We start from the raw sequence: 20,149 nt of genomic DNA on the forward strand, positions 1-20,149 counted from the left end.
GTGCACGGAAGTGACAGGATACCGGTCCTCCTCTGTATAAACCTTTGTTTATAAACAATTGTTCTGAAAGGAGAAATCGCTATGGCGAAGGAAAAGAAACTGGTGGAAGCAATAACCTCCATGGAAGAGGATTTTGCCCAGTGGTACACAGATGTTGTAAAGAAAGCGGAATTAATTGATTATTCCAGCGTAAGAGGATGTATGATCCTAAGACCCGGCGGATATGCCATCTGGGAAAATATCCAAAAGGAGCTGGACCGCAGATTTAAAGAAACAGGGGTGGAGAACGTTTACATGCCCATGTTTATACCGGAAAGCTTATTACAAAAGGAAAAGGATCATGTAGAGGGCTTTGCACCGGAGGTCGCCTGGGTAACCCACGGAGGCCTGGAGCCGCTACAGGAGAGAATGTGCGTAAGACCTACCTCCGAGACACTTTTCTGTGATCATTACGCTAATATCATACAGTCCTACAGGGATTTGCCCAAGGTATATAACCAGTGGTGTTCTGTTGTACGCTGGGAGAAAACGACAAGGCCTTTCCTGCGTTCCGTAGAATTCCTGTGGCAGGAGGGACACACGGCGCATGCAACGGCAGAGGAAGCAGAAGAGAGGACTATTCAGATGCTGAATCTCTATGCAGATTTTTGCGAAGAGGTTCTTGCCATTCCCATGATAAGGGGTAAGAAGACGGATAAAGAGAAATTTGCAGGAGCAAAGGATACCTATACCATCGAGGCTTTAATGCATGACGGTAAGGCTCTTCAGTCCGGTACCAGCCATAATTTCGGTGACGGATTTGCCCACGCTTTTAATATTCAGTATACGGATAAGGATAATAAGCTCCAGTATGTACATCAGACTTCCTGGGGAATGACTACCAGGCTTATCGGTGCTGTAATCATGGTACACGGAGATAACAGCGGTCTTGTGCTGCCTCCCAGAATTGCTCCTACTCAGGTGATGATTGTTCCTATTGCACAGCACAAGGAAGGAGTTCTTGAAAAGGCGGCAGAACTGAGAGGACGCCTTGGAGCCTTCCGCGTCAAGGTAGATGATACGGATAAGAGCCCCGGCTGGAAATTCAGTGAGCAGGAAATGAGAGGAATTCCTGTCCGCATTGAGATTGGCCCTAAGGATATAGAGGAAAACCAGGCGGTCATTGTACGCCGTGATACCAGAGAAAAGCTTGTGGTATCCTTAGACAGCCTGGAAGAAAAGGTGGGAGAGATTCTTGATGCCATGCAGCAGGAAATGCTGGAGAGAGCCAGAGCTCATAGGGATGCCCATACCTATCAGGCAGTTGATTTTGAAGAATTAAAAGAAGCGGTTGCCACAAAGCCCGGCTTTGTAAAAGCCATGTGGTGCGGTGACAAGGCCTGTGAGGATACCATTAAGGAAGAGACAGGTGCTACCTCCAGATGTATGCCTTTTAAACAGGAGGAAATAGCGGATACCTGCGTATGCTGCGGCAAGAAAGCAAAAGCCATGGTTTACTGGGGGAAGGCTTATTAATAATAACCCGGCTAATTAGTAATGGCCCGGCTTATTGATAATCAGGCTAATCAATAAGCCGGTATTTGACAAATAGCCGGTATGTTGTTACAATACCTTTAAATTGAATAGACAGGGGAGCTTGTGTGCAGGCTGAGAGGAAATCAACAGATTTCGACCCTAGAACCTGATTTGGATAATGCCAACGTAGGGATGTACACTTTTATTAAAATAGAGTGGGATATGCTTTGCGTAGCATATCCCACTTTCTTTTATTTGAAGGATAGTGTGAATTATTGAAAAGCATAATTCACACAAGATTGAGCCTGCGAAATCCTCGGCCCAATCTTGTGGCGCGCTGGGAAGGCATGGATGTTTATGTGAATTATTGAGAAGCATAATTCACACAAGATTGAGCCTGCGAAATCCTCGGTTCAATCTTGCGGCGCGCTGGGAAGGCATGGATGTACATAGATATTATTATAAAAATTAGAAAGCAATTTTCACCTATTATTAGCAGGTATGCAAGTAAGATTGCGGTATATATGTGATCATATTAATTAAGAAAGCATTTAATAGCAATTTTTCGCAATTAAACTTGCGAAGTGCATGGGAGGATAAAATGAATGAAAATAAACTGTCAATTTTAAGCGGTTCCCTTTTGTGGCTTGGGGCCGCAATCTCGATTGCGGAAATCCTGACCGGAACTCTGCTGGCGCCTCTTGGCTTTGGGTGGGGGCTGCTAGCCATTATTGCCGGGCATTTAATAGGTGGCATCCTGTTTTACTTTGTCGGACTGATAGGTGCTAAAAGCAGAGTGTCAGCCATGGGAAGTGTCCGATTCTCCTTTGGCCGGTATGGGTCTGTGTTTTTCTCTGTTCTGAATGTCCTACAGCTGGTAGGGTGGACCGCCGTTATGATTATAAGCGGGGCAAAAGCCCTGGGCTCTGTTGCAGAGGGACATTCCGCTATTTTTAACAACCTGTTCTGGTGCGTTGTGATTGGTGTACTGATTGTCCTTTGGATTTTAGCCGGGTTAAAAAATCTTAATAAGCTTAATAATATTGCAGTACTCGCACTTTTTGCATTGTGCCTTGTTTTGGGCTTTCTTGTTTTTAAGGGCGGCAGCAGTGCCGGGATTACGGGAACGATGACCTTTGGTATGGCCCTTGAGCTGGCGGTAGCAATGCCGATTTCATGGCTGCCCATGATATCGGATTATACGCAGAATGCGGACAAGCCTGTTGGTTTTACGGCAGCAAGCACGGTCTGCTATTTCGCAGGCAGCTGCTTTATGTATGTCATCGGCCTTGGAGCCGCCATTTTTGCAGGCAGTCCGGATGTTGTAATGATTCTCAAAGGGGCGGGGCTTGGTGCTGCGGCGATTATTATTGTTATTCTTGCAACTGTTACGACAACCTTTCTGGATGTATATTCTGCCGGACAGAGCATATTAAATATCTGCCCGGGGTTGAACGAAAAGCTTGTTGGGATCGCCATATGTATTCTTGGCACGGTCATAGCCATCTTTACACCAATTGAGAGGTATCAGGATTTCTTATACTTAATAGGCTCCGTTTTTGTACCAATGGCGGCAATCCTGCTTACGGATTATTTTATCCTTGGAAAACGGGATACCAATAAAAAGATTGATATTCTAAACACACTTTTATGGGTCGCAGGCTTTGTCCTATACAGGCTTTTCCTTAAGATAGATACAGTGATGGGGAGTACGGTACCTGTCGTTGCACTGGTGGTACTGTTCAGTCTTTGTATAAAGGCTGTTGGTGCTTACCGGATAAAGTTTAAAGCAAAGCGGCAGCTATAAAGTAAGTGTCCGCATATAAAATGAACAAGCAGCACTAAGCTTTTGCCGCAGGAGCAAAATGGAAGTGAAAGGTTCCTGCGGCAGGCATTTATTATAATAAAGGAGGAAATGATATATGTTTGAAGAAGTTCTTCAAAATGTAAGGAATAGGGCACCCATTGTACATTCCATTACCAACTATGTAACGGTAAACGACTGCGCCAATATTATTCTGGCATGCGGAGGTTCGCCGATTATGGCGGATGACGTTGGTGAGGTGTGTGACATCACATCCATATGTTCGTCTCTGGTCATTAACATGGGTACCTTAAATGAGAGAACCATGCAATCGATGATAACAGCAGGAAAGAAGGCCAACGAGCTTGGTCATCCGGTGGTTTTTGACCCTGTTGGTGCCGGTGCGTCAAATATGCGCAATGAAGCAGCAGAGAGGCTGTTAAAGGAAGTGAAGTTTTCCGTTATCCGGGGGAATATCTCTGAAATTAAGTTCCTTGCAACCGGCAGCAGTAATACCCAGGGAGTTGACGCTTCTGTTGCCGATGCTATAACGCCGGAAAATATCGACAGCGTGGTTGCCTTTGCAAAATCCCTGTCCGTGGCCACCGGCTCCGTTATCGCAATTACCGGTGCAACGGATATCGTAGCAAATGCCCGAAAGGCATATGTTATCCGGAATGGACATCCAATGATGAGCCGGGTAACTGGCACGGGCTGCATGCTCACTGCCGTAATCGGCAGCTTTATAGGAGCAAACCCGGATTCTCTCTTGGAGGCTGCGGCCGGGGCTGTAGCTGCGATGGGTCTTTGCGGGGAGCTTGCCTGGAAGAAGCTGGATCAGGTTGACGGCGGCACCGGTACCTACCGGATACTGTTAATCGATGCCATGAGCAAGCTTACGGTTCCAATGTTAAAGGAAGGTGGGAAAATTGAAGATAGATAAAGATTCTATGCTCCTGTATGTGGTAACGGACCGGACCTGGCTTGGGAGTAACAGGCTGGAAGTTCAGGTGGAAGCAATTTTAAAGGCCGGAGCGACTTTTTTGCAGCTTAGGGAAAAGGAGCTGGATACAGAGGCCTTTTTAGCCGAAGCAAAAAGAATCAAGGAGGTCACCGGCCGCTGCCGCATCCCATTTGTCATCAACGATAATATTGATGTGGCCATTGCAGCCGATGCCGATGGTGTGCATGTGGGACAAAGTGACATGAGCCCGCTGGACGTGCGTGAACGGATAGGACAGCATAAAATACTGGGTGTCTCTGTTCAAACGGTGGAGCAGGCACTCCTTGCCGAAAAGCAAGGTGCGGATTATCTTGGCGTAGGGGCTGTATTTTCCACTTCCACTAAAAATGACGCTGATGCGGTAGCTTTAGAAACGCTAACAGCCATTTGCGGAGCGGTCTCCATTCCTGTCATAGCAATTGGGGGCATTAATGAAAAGAATATACTGGAGCTAAAGGGCAGCGGAATTGATGGTGTTGCCATAGTGTCCGCTATTTTTGCCAGCCCTGATATTCCGGCAGCCACACGAAAGCTGCTCAGCTTATCAAAGAAACTTGTAAAAGGATGAGAAAGGCATGGATATTAAAATGAAAAAAGTATTGACAATTGCCGGCTCAGACTGCAGCGGCGGTGCCGGCATTCAGGCGGATATTAAGACAATAACCGCCCATAAAATGTATGCCATGAGTGCCATCACTGCACTTACGGCACAAAATACAACAGGTGTTTATGGTGTACAGGAGGCTTCACCGGAATTTGTAGCCCAGCAGCTGGACTGCATTTTTACGGATATTTTTCCCGATGCGGTTAAGATTGGTATGGTATCAAATGCCAGAATAATCGAAGTGATTGTGGAAAAGCTGAAAAAATATAATGCAAGAAACATTGTTGTTGACCCTGTCATGGTTTCTACAAGCGGATGCAGACTGCTGAATGATGACGCCATGGAAGCGGTCATAAACAAGCTTATTCCTGCCGCAGACATCATTACACCTAATATACCGGAAGCCGAAGCACTTTGCGGCATGAAAATAGATACAACCGGCGGCATGGAAGCCGCCGCAGAGAAAATATCGGAAGCGCTGCCCGGCAGTGTGCTGATTAAGGGCGGGCACTTAAGCCATACGGCAGATGACCTCCTTTATTCAAAAGGAAAAGCAATCTGGTTCCGGGGTGAGAGAATCAATAGTCCAAATACACATGGTACAGGATGTACCCTTTCTTCTGCCATTGCCTGCAATCTTGCCAACGGTCTGACGATGGAGCAAAGTGTTAAGAATGCGAAGGCATATGTCACCGGTGCCCTGAAAGCTGGTCTTAACCTTGGTCAGGGGAGCGGCCCGCTGGATCATTGCTATCGTATTAATATTGAAGGTAAATCTTAAATAGGGGACATAAAAGCTGATGCGGTACGGACTCCCTTATATGCCGTAGCTGCTTGCAGATGTGGCACTGTTAGGAATCAGAGCGTGAAATGTCTTTTATTTCACATCAAACTCCATAGATATCCCAAGGTTACTAGCCTTATTTCTTAACGCTTTTTCAAACTATATCTATGGCTTATGTAAGTAGAGTAATGGGAAAACAACAGAATAAGAGCAAAGAAATTAGGCAGCCCTTTGGCTGCCTGCTTTCTTTATCTATTGGTTAGGTTGTGTTTTTGTTGGGGTTAAGCATTTAAACGTGTCTATTTATTTAAGAATAAGCCGATAAATTCGTGACCGGTATATTATGCTCCGAATACGGAGATTCGGTCTCCTAAGGGAACAAAGGATTTTTCTCCGGGTGCAGCAATTGGCTTTCCAAAAGGCATCTGGCCGATTAATTTGTAGGAAGCAGGAATGTTCCATTCCTTCTTTACAGCTTCTTCAATCAGTTCGTTGTAGTGCTGGAGGGAAGCACCAAGGCCTTCGGCTTCCAGACCGGACCATAGTACCAGCTGCAGCATACCGTTTGACTGCTGAGCCCATACAGGGAAGTTATCCTTGTAAAGGGAGTATTCTTTTTGCAGATACTCCACAATACTGTTATCATCAAAATAAAGAACTGTTCCGTGGCCGGCTTTAAAGGAAGCGATTTTCTCCTCTGTGGATGCAAAACTATCTGCGGGTACAATTTTTCTTAAGGCTTCCAGGGCTATATCCCAGAGCTTATCATGCTCGCTTCCGAGTAATAATACAACCTTACCGCTTTGGGAATTGAAAGCAGAGGGAGAATATTTAACGGCATGCTCCACGATTTCCTTAATTCGTTCATCTGATATGGGCGATTCTTTGCTGATAGCATATACGGTACGTCTGTCTTCAATTGCTTCGAAAAAATTCTTCATAGTAAATCCTCCTGAATTGTTATTATATTATTTTAAATAAAAGTACGGTCAACTATACCCTGCCGGATTAAAAATATCCTTATATTAATATTACTAACTAGTAGTATATAGGGTAAAAGGATGGTGTACTTAAGATACACCGGAAAGCTTAATAAGTATCTCTCTTAAGTTTTGCTTCTCTGCCTCAGATAAGTCTTTAAAAATAGAATTTATATTATCCAGATACCTGGGCATCAGGTCATCCATCAGGGACTTTCCCTTCTCGGTAATCCGAATAAGCTTCACTCTCTTATCCTGAGGGTCCATGCACTGCTGTACCAGTCCGTCCTTTGCCAGATTGTCAATCACGACTGTCATATTACCACCGGTCGCCAGTATCTTCTCGATGATATCACAGATTCTTAAATCACCAAGGTCATACAGAACCTCCAGAACTTCGAACTGGGAAGCGGTAAGGCCGCTGTCCTTTATGATGCTCAGCTCTTTTTTGTGGACATTCTGGCTGCACCGGTTTAGTGCACGCAGGGTTTGAATATTTGTTTCCGTTTGTGTGTTTGATATTATTTTGTTTTCCATGGCTATAATATACTACTAATTAGTAATAATGTCAATAGGGCAAAATTAAATTTTTTAAAATATAAATAATACAAATTAAATGGGTGATTATATTTATATTTTATGAGTGTTGATGGAGGGTTATATATAGAAAATCAATAGACGCTAATGCCCATTGACTACTATAATAATCAATAGTAAAATCAAAATATTATACATATGATATAAATCAGCTTATTGCAGTGAAGGCTTTGCGGAACTGGATTACGAAGGATGAAGGTGGTGCCAATGTCGGCGACGGTGGGAAGATCAGATACTGATAAAAGCGGGATTCCTGCAATAGTAGGAGGGAGACTGAAGCCAGTGTATTTAATAAAAAATAAAAATCGTGCAAAGACATTTAAAAGTGTAAGAATTTTGATACTAATTATTTTACTAGCTGTTTTCGCTTGTGCTTGTCAAAATACAGACAATAAAAGTAATCTTTCTTATACTGCGAATGTGGCACAGAAAAGCGCGAAGGCTACACCAACGCCAAAAAATGAGGAACTTAAGTGGACATGGTGCATAAAACCTGATAAATACAGTGATTTATATTTTATAGACAATGATTTGATTGCAGTTACGGAAGATTACAAAAAATATGTGATTGTCAATACTAATGGTGAAATGGTAAATACATCAGAATATTCGAGTGTAGAAAATTTTTCGGATGGTTTTGCATTAGTTAAAGACAATAAAAACACTTTTTTTATAAATAAGAAAGGTGAAAATGTTTTTGATAAAGTTTTTGACGATGCTTACAGTTTTAAAGATGGTCTTGCTGCAGTAAAAAAGGGTGGTCTTTGGGGATATATAGACAAGTCAGGAAACATAGTAATAAAGTACCAATTCGATCAAGTAAAAAACTTTAATGAATCATTAGCAGCAGTTGATAAAAATAACGTATGGGGGCTGATAGATAATTTAGGAGATACTATCATTGGTTTTAAATATGATTGTATCAACGATTTTCAAGAAGGCTTTGCAGCTGTAGAAAAACATGGAAAATGGGGATTTGTTGATAAGTCTGGGGAAATTGTTGTAGAATTTCAGTATGATGCGGTAAAGAATTTTTCCGAAGGTTTCGCGGCTGTTATGCAAAATAACAAATGGGGATTTATAGACAAAAGAGGAAAAATCAACGTTCCTTTGAAATATGATGATGTTGGCAATTTTAGTGAAGACAGGGCATCTGTTAAGTTATCTAATCGCAATGATGACTCAGACGAATGGGCATATATTGACAGTAATGATAATATTGTTATTGATTTTTATCCATATGATGCTACGGGAGATCAGATGTTTTGCGTTGGTGAATTTAAAAAAGGACTAGCTTTCGTATCCAAAGATATATTATCCATTATAGATAACAAGGGTCATAATATATTTTTGGGCAGTGATTCAGAATTCTTTTTAAGCTCATTAAGCTATAATAGTGAATATGATGCTATTCCAGCATATGTTTATAATGATGATATGACAATTAAAAAATATGGTCTAGTGGGACTGGCAGGAAATCAGAGATTAGAGCCTGTTTTTGATTACATAAGCGAAATTTATGGTGACTATGTAGTTGTGGAAAGTATTGTTGGTGGTGAAAATAAAGTTGGGCTTATTAAGATATATAAAGAAAAGTGAGACTAGTTAAGCAAAATAATAGAATGATAATTCTCCAAGTGGTCCAATAATATATTTAAAATTGGATGCTAGCTGATGTTTGATTCAGTTTAAGCATTGTAAATTTAGATGACATTTCCCTGAAGCTTATGGAAAATGAAAGTCTAACTTCCGAAAAGCAGGAAGATTATGATATTTTAATTACCTATGTTAAAAGAGAGACCGGCATTGCCGATAATGATACTATACGATATAATGTTCCGCTGAACCTGAAGAGTTACACAGTAACAAACAAAGTAATTTTTTGCCTGGATAACCTGATGTTATAACAGTTCGAAAAGTGACCTGCCAAAGCATTGCATAATTGCACTCCGCATGTTAAAGTAAAGAATGAGAACTTGAATATGGAATTACATTCAGGGAAGGAGAAAACATGAAAAGACCTGGAGATTATTTGGCAACAGTTCTGCCGCTTTTACTGGCATTTGCAATACAGATTCTGGGAGCTGCCTGGATTGGAATTATCTATTCCTTAGTTAAAGTATATCATACTGCCTCCCAGGGAGGAATTGATATAAACAGTTTACAGGGAAATCTTGCAGCAGATATACAGGACCCTCAATTCCTTCTGGTGATATCAGCGATATTCGGCGTTATTGACATTATTGTATTTGGAATTTGGTTAAGAAACATTAAAAGAAAGGAAGTACTTGACAGGAAACCCAGCAGCCTTTCTGCAAAGAACGTGGTCATTATCATTGCACTTGGCATGTGCCTGCAGATTGGACTTTCCATTATACTGACTTTGATTTCAAGCCTGCAGCCCGGATGGTTTGAAAAATACGGAGATCTTATGGATAAGCTGGGGATGGGCAATTCACTTGCTTCCTTTTTATATGTTGGAATCATAGGGCCTATTGCAGAAGAGTTAATCTTCCGCGGAGTTACCATGCATAAGGCAAGAAAGGTTTTACCCTTCTTTGCTGCGAATATTTTACAGGCACTTCTTTTTGGAATTTATCACATGAATATTATTCAGGGCTTGTATGCCTTTGCCATCGGCCTTTGCTTTGGACTTGTGCGCTATGTCTTTCACACGCTTGCAGCCTCCATTGCCCTTCATATGTCAGTGAATTTAAGCGGTATACTGCTTAGCTATGCCCTTACTGACAAGCTGCTGTTAAGTCCGGTAAGCGGCGGGATTCTGTTTGTGGTAAGTGCAGCAGGCATCGTATGCAGCCTGATTTACTTTATCCGGCTTTCCAGAAATGCTGAGGAAGAAAATACCTTATATACCTATGACGAAAACTAAACCGTAAAAAAAATTTGTTATCCTTCCTGACTTCGGCTATAATAAAGATAGTAAGTCAGGAAGGATTTTTTTATGAAGATAGAACTGCCAAAGCATGTGGATTATATTATAAAGGAATTGCAGAAACACGGTTACGAAGCCTATGCAGTAGGCGGATGTGTAAGAGATGTCATATTGGGAAGGGAGCCGGAGGACTGGGATATTACCACCTCTGCCAGCCCTCGCCAGGTAAAGGAAATTTTTAAGAGAACGGTTGATACCGGTATTCTGCATGGTACGGTTACAGTCATGTTTGATAAGATGGGCTATGAAGTTACCACTTACCGGATTGACGGCGAGTATGAGGATAACCGACACCCGAAGGAAGTGACCTATACTCCCTATCTCTCAGAGGATTTAATGAGAAGGGATTTTACCATAAATGCCATGGCGTACAATGAGGAAAGCGGACTGGTGGACATTTTTGAAGGGCTTAAGGATTTAAAGGAAGGCCGCATCCGCTGTGTCGGAAGCGCGGCCAGGCGTTTTGATGAAGATGCGCTGCGTATTTTAAGGGCCGTCCGCTTTTCTGCCCAGTTAGGCTTTGATATTGAGGAGGAAACCTTTCTTGCGGCAAAGGAAATGGCAGAGCACCTTCAAAATATCAGTGCAGAGCGTATCAGAACAGAGATTAATAAACTTCTGCTGTCGCCTCATCCGGACAGGCTTTTTATTGCCTACGAGCTTGGAATTACAAAGGTGGTACTGCCGGAATTTGATCCCATGATGAATGAAAATAAGTTAACCTGGAAGGGCGAAGAACCTCGGGGGAGCTTCTATTTGAGGAGCATAAAGCTGATAGAGGAGAAACTGGCTTCTGCCGGAAAAGGAAAAGAAAAGGAGTACTTAATCCTTGCCTGGACTCTGCTGTTACAAGGACTTTCGGCAGAGGAAGGAAGAGAAGTCCTAAAAAGGCTTAAGTTTGACAATGAGACCACAGAGTATGTATACCGGCTGATAACCTGGAACAGCTATGAATTCCTCCTCACTCCTTACGGAATGAGAAAAGCTGCCAACCTCATCGGGAAGGATCTGATGAGAATGCTTTTTTGTGTGAAAGAGACGCTTATTCTGGCGGAAGAGGGAAGCCTTTCTAACAGAAAGGGCGGAGAGCTTGAGAAGGCCAAGGAGCTCTATAAAGAAATTCTTAACAAGCATGAATGTGTTGAATTAAAAGAACTGCTGGTAAATGGAAAAGATTTAATCGAGCTTGGACTTAAGCCTGGCAAAGCCATGGGACAGGTACTGGGAGAGCTGCTGGAAGCAGTACTGCAGGAACCTTCCCTTAACAACAAGGAGAGTTTAAGAGAGCTTGCGGCAGAAAAAATAGTATCTTAAAAATTATTCTGAATCCTTAGGATTCCTGTCATGAAAACCCGCATTAAATCATAGGATTAGAAGAGACACCCTATGAAGCGGTGTAATAGTTTGAGTCAGGAGGCTTTCCTATGGAGGATAGAAATCTGGAGATATTTAAACAATATAATATAAAAATCTATAACACATACAGAATCAGGGGGGCATTTATAGCAGAGACGGATAAGGGACTCAAGCTGTTGAAAAGCTTGGAAAGCTCTAAAAGCCGGGTGGAATTTGAAAACACCCTTTTAGAATATCTGAATGACTATCCTTATGTGGATTTATATATGAGAAATAATGCCGGTGAGCTGATTACGGAGGATAGTGCCGGTAATAAATATCTGTTAAAGAACTGGTTTCCGGGGGAAGAGTGTAATCTTCGCAATGAGACGGATATTGCCAACGGCGCCATTAATCTGGCTTTGCTTCACAGTGTGCTGAGGGAAGTGCCGCTGTCGGAGGAGCTGGTCGTAAAAAATACCGGAGCAGACCTTATTGAACTTTTTGACAAAAGAAACCGTGAACTTAAGAGGGTCAGAAGCTATATCAGGGAAAAGAAAAAGAAAAATGAATTCGAGCTCTGCTACATCAATTGCTATGATGAATTTTACGAGCAGGCGAAAGAGGCGACAAGGCTACTGCTTGAGAGCAATTACAGGGAGCTTGTGAAAGAGGCCAGGGAGCATTGCTATGTCTGCCATGGCAATTATACCTATCACAATATCATTATGGTCAATGCTGCCCAAGGTTCGGGGCTTCTGCCAAAAGTCCCCATGGGGGAAGAACGTCTGTCTGCCGCGGTTTTTAAAAACAAGCCGGGAGTAGAGATGGCAACGACAAATTTTGATAAGGCTTGCATTGGTGTGCAATGTACAGATTTGTATTTTTATATCCGGAAATGCCTGGAGAAGAATGACTGGGATATTGATATCGGCAGTATGATTCTCAATACCTACACCGATATCCTGCCCCTTGACAGGGACGAGAAAAAGCTTTTATACATACTGCTTTTATATCCTGAGAAATTCTGGAAGATTACCAATTTTTATTATAATGGCAAGAAATCCTGGGTTCCCCAGAGAAATATCCAGAAGCTGATTGGTACCTGGGAGCAATCAAAGGGAAGAAAGAAATTTCTGGAGTGCCTTTCCAATACCCTGAACTAAAGCACTAAGCCAAAGGAAACAGTAATTCTTGAGTTTTCAGAATAGATGCCTTATAATAAAAGACAGTAAAACAGAACCCATTGATAAAAGTGCAGTGAGGAAATACGTTGGAAGAAAATAAGCTTATTAAGAGAAAACAAAAGAGCAGCAGTTTTATATTTTTGCTGGCAGGGGGCTTTATTCTCATAATGATTGTAAGCCTGGCAACGCTGTCATCCAAAACAGCTGTAAGCGGCAGCTTTGCAGGAAGCGGCCAGGATGTGACGGAGAAAGCGGCAAAAGGAAATGAAGCTCAAATAACTGCCGTTATCACCGGCAGGGACAATATGATGCCAGGCTTTACCCTTCGGGATATAAACGATGGGAAAGATTTGAGCCTTACCCAGACGGAAGGCACTATTGTCATGGACAAATACGGAAAGAACATAACGGCTGATAGTCTTAAGATTGGTGACATAGCCAAGGTTTCCTATGACACAGATTCGAACAGTATTATCAGCCTGAAGCTATGGGACAAAGCCTGGCGCTATGAAGGAATACAAAATTGGAGTGTAAATACAGAGGAAGGCAGCTTTACAATCGCTGACAGGCTCTATCAGTATCCGGATTATCTTTTTATTACGAAGGACGGAAAATCCCTGACCTTCAAGGAGCTTGACAAAACGGATGAGCTGATGGCAATCGGATATGACAAAACCATTTATTCCATTCTGGTCACAAAGGGACATGGAACCTTGCGTTTTAAGGATTACGGCGATTTCCTTGGAGGAACTGTTTATATCGGTAAGAAGGAATCACTTCCTATTGAAGAAGAACTGGTAGTTACCGCTAGAGAAGGCGAATACGATATTACTATGGAAAAAGGGGACTTTACCGGTACAAAGACAGTAACCGTAGTACCGGATAAGGAGACAGAGGTCAGTATGAAGGAATTTAAGAAGCCTTCTGTTAAGAACTGTAAGGTCACTTTTCATATAACACCCCTTGGAGCAGAGCTGTACCTGGATAATCTTCTGGTGTCCTACGATAAGCCCATTAAGATGGACTATGGAAAACACAGCATAAAGGTCACACTTGGGGGCTATAAGACGTACACCGGAACGCTGAAGGCAGATGAAAAAGAGAAGGAAATCATTGTTAAGCTTGTAGAAGAAAATAACAACAGTGAGGAAAGCAGTGCCAGTGAGAACGGCTCTGAAACAGATAAAGGCAGTAACAGCAGTACCGGTAATAATTCCGAAAATACAAATTCAGGAACGAATTCAGGAACAAATTCCGGTACCAATTCAACAGGAACAAATACAAATTCCGGAACAAACTCTTCCGGAACAAACTCCTCTAATACGGATAACTCCGGCACGTCATCCGGAAGTAACTCCGGTACTGGAAGCAACAGCTCCAAGACAGACGGGAAAAATTATGTCTATATCCAGAAACCGGAAGGGGCTTCTGTGTATGTAAACGGTGAATATAAGGGAACGGTACCGGTCAGCTTTCCCAAGACCACAACCGGCCAGCTCTATATAACCTTTATCCAGTCCGGCTATGATACCAAGACCTATACGGCGGAGGTAAAGGACGATGGAGAGGATGCCAGGTTAAGCTATCCGGAGCTTGAGGCCTCCAAGTAAAGGCTTATGAGCAGTAAATCCATAAAGGATTGCCGCATATTTTCTTTTTGCCGGCATAGAATACTATGAGTAGATTCTATGCGGAGGCTAAGGAGAAAGTGAAAAGAATAATCAAAGGAAAAGCACATGTTATAAGCCTTTTAATTTTGGGATTTCTGGGAATTTCCCTGTTTTTAACGGGCTGTCAGAAAGAAGACCCGGGCGGGAAGAAAATAAAGGATTTGGAATTTACTGTGGTGGAAGATGCGGACGTACCGGAGCCGCTTATGAAAATGATAAATGAGAAGAAGAAGGAACCCTTTAAGCTTTCTTATTCTGATGTGGAAAATCTGTACATAGTAGTGGGATATGGAGAGCAGCCTACGGGCGGCTACAGCATTACAGTGAATGCGGTATATCTTACGGATAATGCGATTGTCGTGGATACCGATTTGGTTGGCCCTGGCGAAAATGAGCAGGTTACCAATGCACTTACCTATCCCTATGTTGTTATAAAGACACAATTCTATGACAAAACTCCCAAATATAAATAAAATAATAAAAGCTACAAAAACAGCTGCTTTCAGAGCCTTGCTTTCGCCGTATTGCTCCCTGGCAGCTGTTTTTGCGCAGAAAATCATGCAACCTGCATAGAAATTTATTCCTAATTTTAATAATAATGTGCATTATTTTGGAAAAATTGGACATAATAGCATGCAAGAGTAAAATATTAACAAGGCAAATCGCCTTTTTAATTATCTGTCTATCATATTTTATATAAACAAGTAGGAAAAATGTCCTGAATTGTCAGAAAATTATTTGACATTTATACTAATTCGTGCTATAATTTGATTGTTTATGTGTTTTGTATTTATGTTCCGAATTATTGGTTTGGCATCTAAAACCCTTAATATAAAAAGGTTTACCCATAAGGAGGCTGTTATGATGATGAAACAAGCAGATGTAAGCAAAGTTCGCAGAGAAGTAGTCAGTCACATAGGAAGCAGAGTTAAGATCAAGGCTAACAGGGGCAGAAATAAGATTGACATAACAGAAGGCATTATAACCGAAACTTATCCGAGTATCTTTTTAGTAAAAATTGAAGATGGCTCAGCTGATACATTTAAGACACTATCTTTTAGCTATGCAGATGTTTTGACAAAAGACGTACAAATGATGTTATGCTAATACAAATAAGGTGAGGAGTTTTCTATCTGGTGATAAGAAAACTCCTTTTGGGTTCTATGTCAAGTGTTGGGGAGAGATTTTGAGAATCCCGCCCCGGCACTTGACGTAGAACCTTTTTTTATTCCTTCCTGTTCCTGTTGCGAATTCTTTAATCATAAATAGTATTTCTAATGAATATGATATGGTATAAGACAAGGAGGGATATTTTTGTGGAACTGATAAAGAAAAATGTTCATATGAATAAATTGAAATGTCAAACCAGCCTTCAGCTAACCCTGGATGATGACTTTAATGTGCCGGATGCAAAGCCTGACATTTATAAAATTATTAAGGAACAGGGCATGGTTAAAATCATTGATGTAAAAATGTCTAATGGTAAGCTCATGGTAAATGGTTCTCTGCATTTTGATGACCTTTATCTCAGTGACGAAAATGCACGGCCCTTACATAATATGTCAGGAGAGATTCCTTTTGACGAATTAATTCATCTGGAAGAAGCCTGCTCAGGTGATGACGCGGTGGTCAGCTGGGAGCTGGAAGACCTTACTACAGGCTTGATCAATTCCAGAAAATTAAGTGTAAAGGCAATTGTCAGCCTGACGGTATTGGTAGAAGATTTATACGATGAGGCAACTGCCGTAGGTGTTGAGGGAGATCCGGATGTCCAGTACCGGAATAAGACGATTACCGTTACGGATGTGGCAGTGGATAAGCGGGATACCTACAGGGTAAAGGACCAGATTCACCTGCCTTCGAACAAAGTCAATATTTCAGAGATTCTTTACAGTGAAGTGGAACTTCGAAATGTAGAAGTAAGGCTTTTGGAAGATAAGTTTACAGAAAAGGGAGAGGTTGTTGTTTTCTTTATCTATGCAGGGGAAAGTGAAGATAATCCCATAGATTATTATGAAACGGAGATACCTTTTAGCACGACCATCGACTGTAATGGCTGTACGGAAGATATGGTTGACAACATCACCTTTAATGTAACCGGTAAAAGTCTGGAAGTGGTACCGGACGCAGACGGCGAGGAACGTATTGTAGATGTGGAAACCGTTATTGAGATGGCTATTAAGATGTATGAAGAAGAAGAGCTGGAGCTGCTGAATGATGTGTATTCACCTTACAAGGAATTGATTCCGGTCATGAAAGACGCACATTATGAGAGCCTTCTGGTAAAGAATAACAGCAAAGTACGTGTAAATGACAGAATCCGTGTCGCCGTCGGGCAGCCTGAGATTCTGCAGATATGCCATGCTTCAGGAGATGTTAAGGTGGATGACATTGAAGTGACGGACAGCGGACTTGAGGTAAACGGGGTCATGGAAGTGCAGGTGCTCTACATCTGCCCTGACGACAAGAGGCCCTTAAATTCCATTAAAGGAATTGTTCCCTTTAATCAGACCATTGAAGCCAGAGGAATTAATCCTGACAGCATCTACCGTATTAAGCCTTCCATGGAACAGCTCAGTGTAATGGCTCTTGACGGAGAAGAGATGGAAGTGAAGGCTGGAATTGGACTTAGTACCATTGTCTTTAATTCTCTGACGGAACCCATTATAGCAGATGTGGAAGAACATGAGCTGGACTATGATAAGCTGAAAAATATGCCCAGTATGGTTGGTTATGTGGTTAAAAATAATGACAGCCTGTGGAGTATTGCAAAAAAATATTACAGTACGGTGGATAAACTAAAAGAATTAAATAACCTGGCAGATGAAATGGTCAAGGCAGGGGATAAGATATTAATTACCAAACGGGTAGACAAAATACTTTGAGCTTGCCGGAGCTTGGAATAGAAAGCTTTAAGGAGCGAAGAAAATATGCGGTAACGAGAGCTGCCATGAAAGCTTCTCCCGGAAAGAGTGTGATTCTCTTCCGGGAGGCTTTCATGGCAGCCATTTTTACAGGTATGTAATGCTGATTCGGGTGTCATAGGTTAATCTCAATAAGCATGACATTTTGACCCACGAATCAATGCTTAGGCTTTAAGCTGCCGGCTATTTCGCGGCATCAGAGGAAGAGCCCTTCCAGTCGTTAAGCTTCTTTAAGGTTGCATCCAATGTCTTTTGGCTGATGTCGGGAAGCTTTCCGCCCCAGGCTTTTGTTGCCTGTTCAAAGCCGGTTTTTACGGCTTCCATCATTTCGTCCGCTTTTTCAGGGTTATTCCCGGCTAAAGCCTTGGCAAAGGATACCAGCCTGTCGGAAGTCTGTTCAATACCCCAGTAGCCGTCTTCTGCAATATCTGCCTGAGCCTGCTTTGCAGTTTCTGCATCTACGGTGTACTCCTTGCTTTGTAAAAAGCTCCACATTCCGGCGGCATCGAAGGTCTTTCCCTGGGAAAGCATCATTTTCTCAACCAGATTCCTTAACTGCTCGCCTCTTTTTTCAGCATCTGCTTTTAATGCCTTAATCAAAGCTGCATTTTGTTCCGGTGTTCTGGCAGTGTCCGCTGCATTAGAAGATTTCTCATATACATCGGCATCAGCGTAGGCAGGCTTTTCAGAAACCTTTCCGGCAGCTTTGACCGATGGTATATAAGTATTTGCTGTAATTCCTTTTACATCCATATTATACCTCCTTGTATGGCAAATATTAACGGGTTAGAGCGTTAAATAACCGTAAGGCTATTAACCACATATCAATAATATCGGAGGAATAGTGTGAATTATTTAGAAGCAAAATTACACAAGTGCCTGGGAAATCCTCGCCGCAATCTTGCGGCGTGTTGGGAAGGCATGGCTGTTAGTGTGAAAATTAAAAAGCAATTTTCACAAACAAGATTGCGCCTGCGAAATCCTCGGCCCAATCTTGCGGCGCGTCGGGTAGGTATGGATGTTAGTGTGAAAATTTAAGCCTTGGCTGGTACAGGCCGGTTAAATATACCTGTTTTGCAAGCTTTCCCGTCTTAAACTGATAAAAGGCCTTTTCTGCTTTTTCTCTGCTGTCAAAGAGTCCGAAGACAGTCGGACCGCTTCCGCTCATCAGCGATGTAATAGCACCTGTATTTAAAAGCTGCTCCTTAATCTGCCCGATAACCGGGTAATCCTTTACAGTAACTGATTCCAGCACATTTCCAAAATGTCCTGCCGCACTCTGTAAGTCATTTGCTTTAATAGCTGTAATAATGGCATCTATATCCGGGTGCTTGATTTCTTCATTCAGCTTAAGGTTTTCATAGACATACCGGGTGGAGACATTAATTCCCGGCTTTATAATAAGTACATGGCAGAAGGGGAAAGGTGCCAGGGGAGTCAGCTTTTCACCAATGCCCTCTGAAAGGGCAGTACCCCTCATAAGGCAGTAGGGAACGTCTGCTCCGAGCTTAAGGCCCAGTGCCAGAAGCTCCGCCCTGGGAAGCTTTAAATGAAAGAGCCTGTTCAGTCCGTAAAGGACAGCGGCGGCATCACTGCTTCCTCCTGCAAGTCCTGCTGCAACAGGTATCTTTTTATCCAGTATAATATGGACGCCCTGACTGATGTTGTAGTTTTTCCTGACCAGTACGGCGGCCTTGTATACGAGGTTATTTTCATCTGTGGGGAGGTAGGGCAGGTTCGTTTTAACAGTTATGGAGGTATTGTTGGTCCTGAGAATGGATACCTTATCATACAGGCCTATGGTCTGCATAATCATTCGAACCTCGTGATAGCCGTCCTCTCTTTTTCTGACCACATCCAAACCGAGATTAATCTTTGCATATGCTTTCAGCTTAATGGAATTCATGGATACTCCTTTTGGTGTGAAGTATAATATGATTTTCAAATCATGTTACTCTATTATAAGCTTAGGAAAAGCACATTGCAACAAATTTGGCTATTTGGAAAAGCAATCCTTTATCACATCCAGCAGCTTTAATTTTATTTTGATATCGGCCTTTTTATGGGTAAATACCGAGTTATATTCCTCTTCTGTCAAGACCTGCTTAAGCTGTGCCTTGGATTCCTTTGGAACTACACTGTAGGTAGCATCTACAAAGCACAGAGGGGGAAACATGACGCACCACCAATTCTGTCCCTTTGCTTTGCCAATTTCAATCCGCAGGGCCTCATACTGTCCCGGCGGCAGAGTCAGATCCCCATAAACCTTAATGGGGAAATAGCCTTTTTCAAGGGAAGCACTTACCGGGTAGTGGTAGCCGTTATCTGCTATGACCTTATCTGCTATTGCTTCAATCTGGTCCAGGTGCTTTTCAACAATCTGCCTTGCCCCATCAACATCTGTAGCATTGGATAATACCGGGTACAAGCTCTCGGTCACAGCTGATTTTACTTTTAGCTTTAATGCCTGATCCTCGTCTGAATCACTGTTCGCAATGACATGGAAACGTATAATTTCCGAAGCAATGTCCTTTTGCATAGCTGCTGCACTTTTACTGGAATCATCATTAAGCGCTTTGAGAGAAAGAAGGATGCAGATAAGACAAAGGGAAAAAGATGCGGCTGCATTCCTTACAATACCCTTATCTGAAATAAAGTTTTTCATATGTAGGAAAAATGATTTTTTTTTGGCATTTTTCTTATGTAGATATAATAAAATAGAAAAGTCCGGTTTCTTCAATTTATAGCCTCCTCCAGGTACGAGTACTTTTCTTTAGTATGGGAAAGAAACTG

General features: G+C 42.3%; 21 protein-coding genes and 1 riboswitch. Of the genes, 16 read left to right on the forward strand and 5 right to left on the reverse strand.

What is annotated here, in order from left to right:
- Window positions 1–81 precede the first annotated feature (81 nt).
- From proS to thiD, 5 genes are all read left to right on the forward strand, one after another.
- Window positions 82–1,515, forward strand: a complete 1,434-nt coding sequence (gene proS, locus BUB77_RS11665; protein ID WP_073276026.1) for a proline--tRNA ligase — start codon at window positions 82–84, stop codon at window positions 1,513–1,515.
- Window positions 1,516–1,618: 103 nt separating this feature from the next.
- A riboswitch (TPP riboswitch) is annotated at window positions 1,619–1,726 on the forward strand.
- Between the two features lie 390 nt (window positions 1,727–2,116).
- Window positions 2,117–3,322: a putative hydroxymethylpyrimidine transporter CytX gene (cytX, locus tag BUB77_RS11670; protein ID WP_073276028.1), complete on the forward strand. Its 1,206-nt coding sequence runs from the start codon at window positions 2,117–2,119 to the stop codon at window positions 3,320–3,322.
- Between the two features lie 115 nt (window positions 3,323–3,437).
- Window positions 3,438–4,262 (forward strand): hydroxyethylthiazole kinase, encoded by an 825-nt coding sequence (gene thiM / locus BUB77_RS11675; RefSeq protein ID WP_073276030.1) that lies wholly within the window; start codon window positions 3,438–3,440, stop codon window positions 4,260–4,262.
- Window positions 4,249–4,890, forward strand: coding sequence for a thiamine phosphate synthase (thiE, locus tag BUB77_RS11680; RefSeq protein WP_073276032.1), 642 nt, complete (start codon window positions 4,249–4,251; stop codon window positions 4,888–4,890). The genes thiM and thiE overlap by 14 nt, the downstream gene beginning before the upstream one ends.
- Window positions 4,891–4,909: 19 nt before the next feature.
- A complete protein-coding gene (gene thiD / locus BUB77_RS11685) occupies window positions 4,910–5,707 on the forward strand; it encodes a bifunctional hydroxymethylpyrimidine kinase/phosphomethylpyrimidine kinase (protein WP_139241171.1) in 798 nt (265 codons plus the stop codon).
- Between the two features lie 344 nt (window positions 5,708–6,051).
- Here thiD and BUB77_RS11690 read toward each other — a convergent pair whose 3' ends face one another.
- Together BUB77_RS11690 and BUB77_RS11695 are read right to left on the reverse strand one after the other, a co-directional pair.
- Entirely contained in the window at window positions 6,052–6,651 is a 600-nt protein-coding gene (locus tag BUB77_RS11690) for a nitroreductase family protein (protein WP_073276034.1), read from the reverse strand.
- 129 nt (window positions 6,652–6,780) lie between these two features.
- A complete protein-coding gene (locus BUB77_RS11695; protein ID WP_073276036.1) occupies window positions 6,781–7,227 on the reverse strand; it encodes a MarR family winged helix-turn-helix transcriptional regulator in 447 nt (148 codons plus the stop codon).
- Window positions 7,228–7,494: 267 nt separating this feature from the next.
- Here BUB77_RS11695 and BUB77_RS11700 point away from each other — a divergent pair, with 267 nt between their 5' ends.
- The 10 genes from BUB77_RS11700 (at window position 7,495) to BUB77_RS29895 (ending at window position 17,457) form a co-directional block, all read left to right on the forward strand.
- Window positions 7,495–8,886 carry a WG repeat-containing protein gene (locus BUB77_RS11700; protein WP_170866641.1) on the forward strand — a complete coding sequence of 464 codons (1,392 nt, stop codon included), beginning with the start codon at window positions 7,495–7,497 and terminating at the stop codon, window positions 8,884–8,886.
- 128 nt (window positions 8,887–9,014) lie between these two features.
- Complete coding sequence (locus tag BUB77_RS11705; protein ID WP_073276038.1) at window positions 9,015–9,194, forward strand: hypothetical protein; 180 nt, start codon at window positions 9,015–9,017, stop codon at window positions 9,192–9,194.
- Between the two features lie 104 nt (window positions 9,195–9,298).
- Window positions 9,299–10,177, forward strand: a complete 879-nt coding sequence (locus tag BUB77_RS11710; RefSeq protein WP_073276040.1) for a CPBP family intramembrane glutamic endopeptidase — start codon at window positions 9,299–9,301, stop codon at window positions 10,175–10,177.
- A gap of 72 nt (window positions 10,178–10,249) precedes the next feature.
- A complete protein-coding gene (locus BUB77_RS11715) occupies window positions 10,250–11,554 on the forward strand; it encodes a CCA tRNA nucleotidyltransferase (RefSeq protein WP_073276042.1) in 1,305 nt (434 codons plus the stop codon).
- Between the two features lie 110 nt (window positions 11,555–11,664).
- On the forward strand, window positions 11,665–12,741 hold the full coding sequence (locus BUB77_RS11720; RefSeq protein ID WP_073276044.1) for a protein kinase family protein: 1,077 nt from the start codon (window positions 11,665–11,667) through the stop codon (window positions 12,739–12,741).
- 107 nt (window positions 12,742–12,848) lie between these two features.
- Window positions 12,849–14,372, forward strand: coding sequence for a PEGA domain-containing protein (locus BUB77_RS11725; RefSeq protein WP_073276046.1), 1,524 nt, complete (start codon window positions 12,849–12,851; stop codon window positions 14,370–14,372).
- A gap of 98 nt (window positions 14,373–14,470) precedes the next feature.
- Entirely contained in the window at window positions 14,471–14,905 is a 435-nt protein-coding gene (locus tag BUB77_RS11730) for a protease complex subunit PrcB family protein (RefSeq protein WP_073276048.1), read from the forward strand.
- Window positions 14,906–15,293: 388 nt separating this feature from the next.
- Window positions 15,294–15,539 (forward strand): Veg family protein, encoded by a 246-nt coding sequence (locus tag BUB77_RS11735; protein ID WP_225903744.1) that lies wholly within the window; start codon window positions 15,294–15,296, stop codon window positions 15,537–15,539.
- 209 nt (window positions 15,540–15,748) lie between these two features.
- Window positions 15,749–17,317, forward strand: a complete 1,569-nt coding sequence (locus BUB77_RS11740) for a DUF3794 and LysM peptidoglycan-binding domain-containing protein (RefSeq protein ID WP_073276050.1) — start codon at window positions 15,749–15,751, stop codon at window positions 17,315–17,317.
- A complete protein-coding gene (locus tag BUB77_RS29895; protein ID WP_170866642.1) occupies window positions 17,314–17,457 on the forward strand; it encodes a hypothetical protein in 144 nt (47 codons plus the stop codon). Before BUB77_RS11740 ends, BUB77_RS29895 begins: the two co-directional genes overlap by 4 nt.
- Before the next feature lie 82 nt (window positions 17,458–17,539).
- On the opposite strand, the gene BUB77_RS11745 is transcribed toward BUB77_RS29895, so the two are convergent.
- Complete coding sequence (locus tag BUB77_RS11745) at window positions 17,540–18,109, reverse strand: hypothetical protein (protein ID WP_073276052.1); 570 nt, start codon at window positions 18,107–18,109, stop codon at window positions 17,540–17,542.
- A gap of 93 nt (window positions 18,110–18,202) precedes the next feature.
- Here BUB77_RS11745 and BUB77_RS11750 point away from each other — a divergent pair, with 93 nt between their 5' ends.
- The gene (locus BUB77_RS11750; protein ID WP_073276054.1) at window positions 18,203–18,394 is read left to right on the forward strand and encodes a hypothetical protein; all 192 of its coding nucleotides are present in this window, start codon (window positions 18,203–18,205) and stop codon (window positions 18,392–18,394) included.
- Here the strand turns inward: BUB77_RS11750 and ispE are convergent.
- Together ispE and spoIIR are read right to left on the reverse strand one after the other, a co-directional pair.
- Window positions 18,378–19,262 (reverse strand): 4-(cytidine 5'-diphospho)-2-C-methyl-D-erythritol kinase, encoded by an 885-nt coding sequence (gene ispE / locus BUB77_RS11755; RefSeq protein WP_073276056.1) that lies wholly within the window; start codon window positions 19,260–19,262, stop codon window positions 18,378–18,380. The two genes, BUB77_RS11750 and ispE, sit on opposite strands and share 17 nt — an antisense overlap.
- Window positions 19,263–19,352: 90 nt before the next feature.
- Window positions 19,353–20,096 carry a stage II sporulation protein R gene (gene spoIIR, locus BUB77_RS11760; protein ID WP_242962477.1) on the reverse strand — a complete coding sequence of 248 codons (744 nt, stop codon included), beginning with the start codon at window positions 20,094–20,096 and terminating at the stop codon, window positions 19,353–19,355.
- Between the last annotated feature and the right edge of the window lie 53 nt (window positions 20,097–20,149).

It is taken from the genome of Anaerocolumna jejuensis DSM 15929, from assembly GCF_900142215.1.
Lineage (GTDB): Bacteria > Bacillota > Clostridia > Lachnospirales > Lachnospiraceae > Anaerocolumna > Anaerocolumna jejuensis.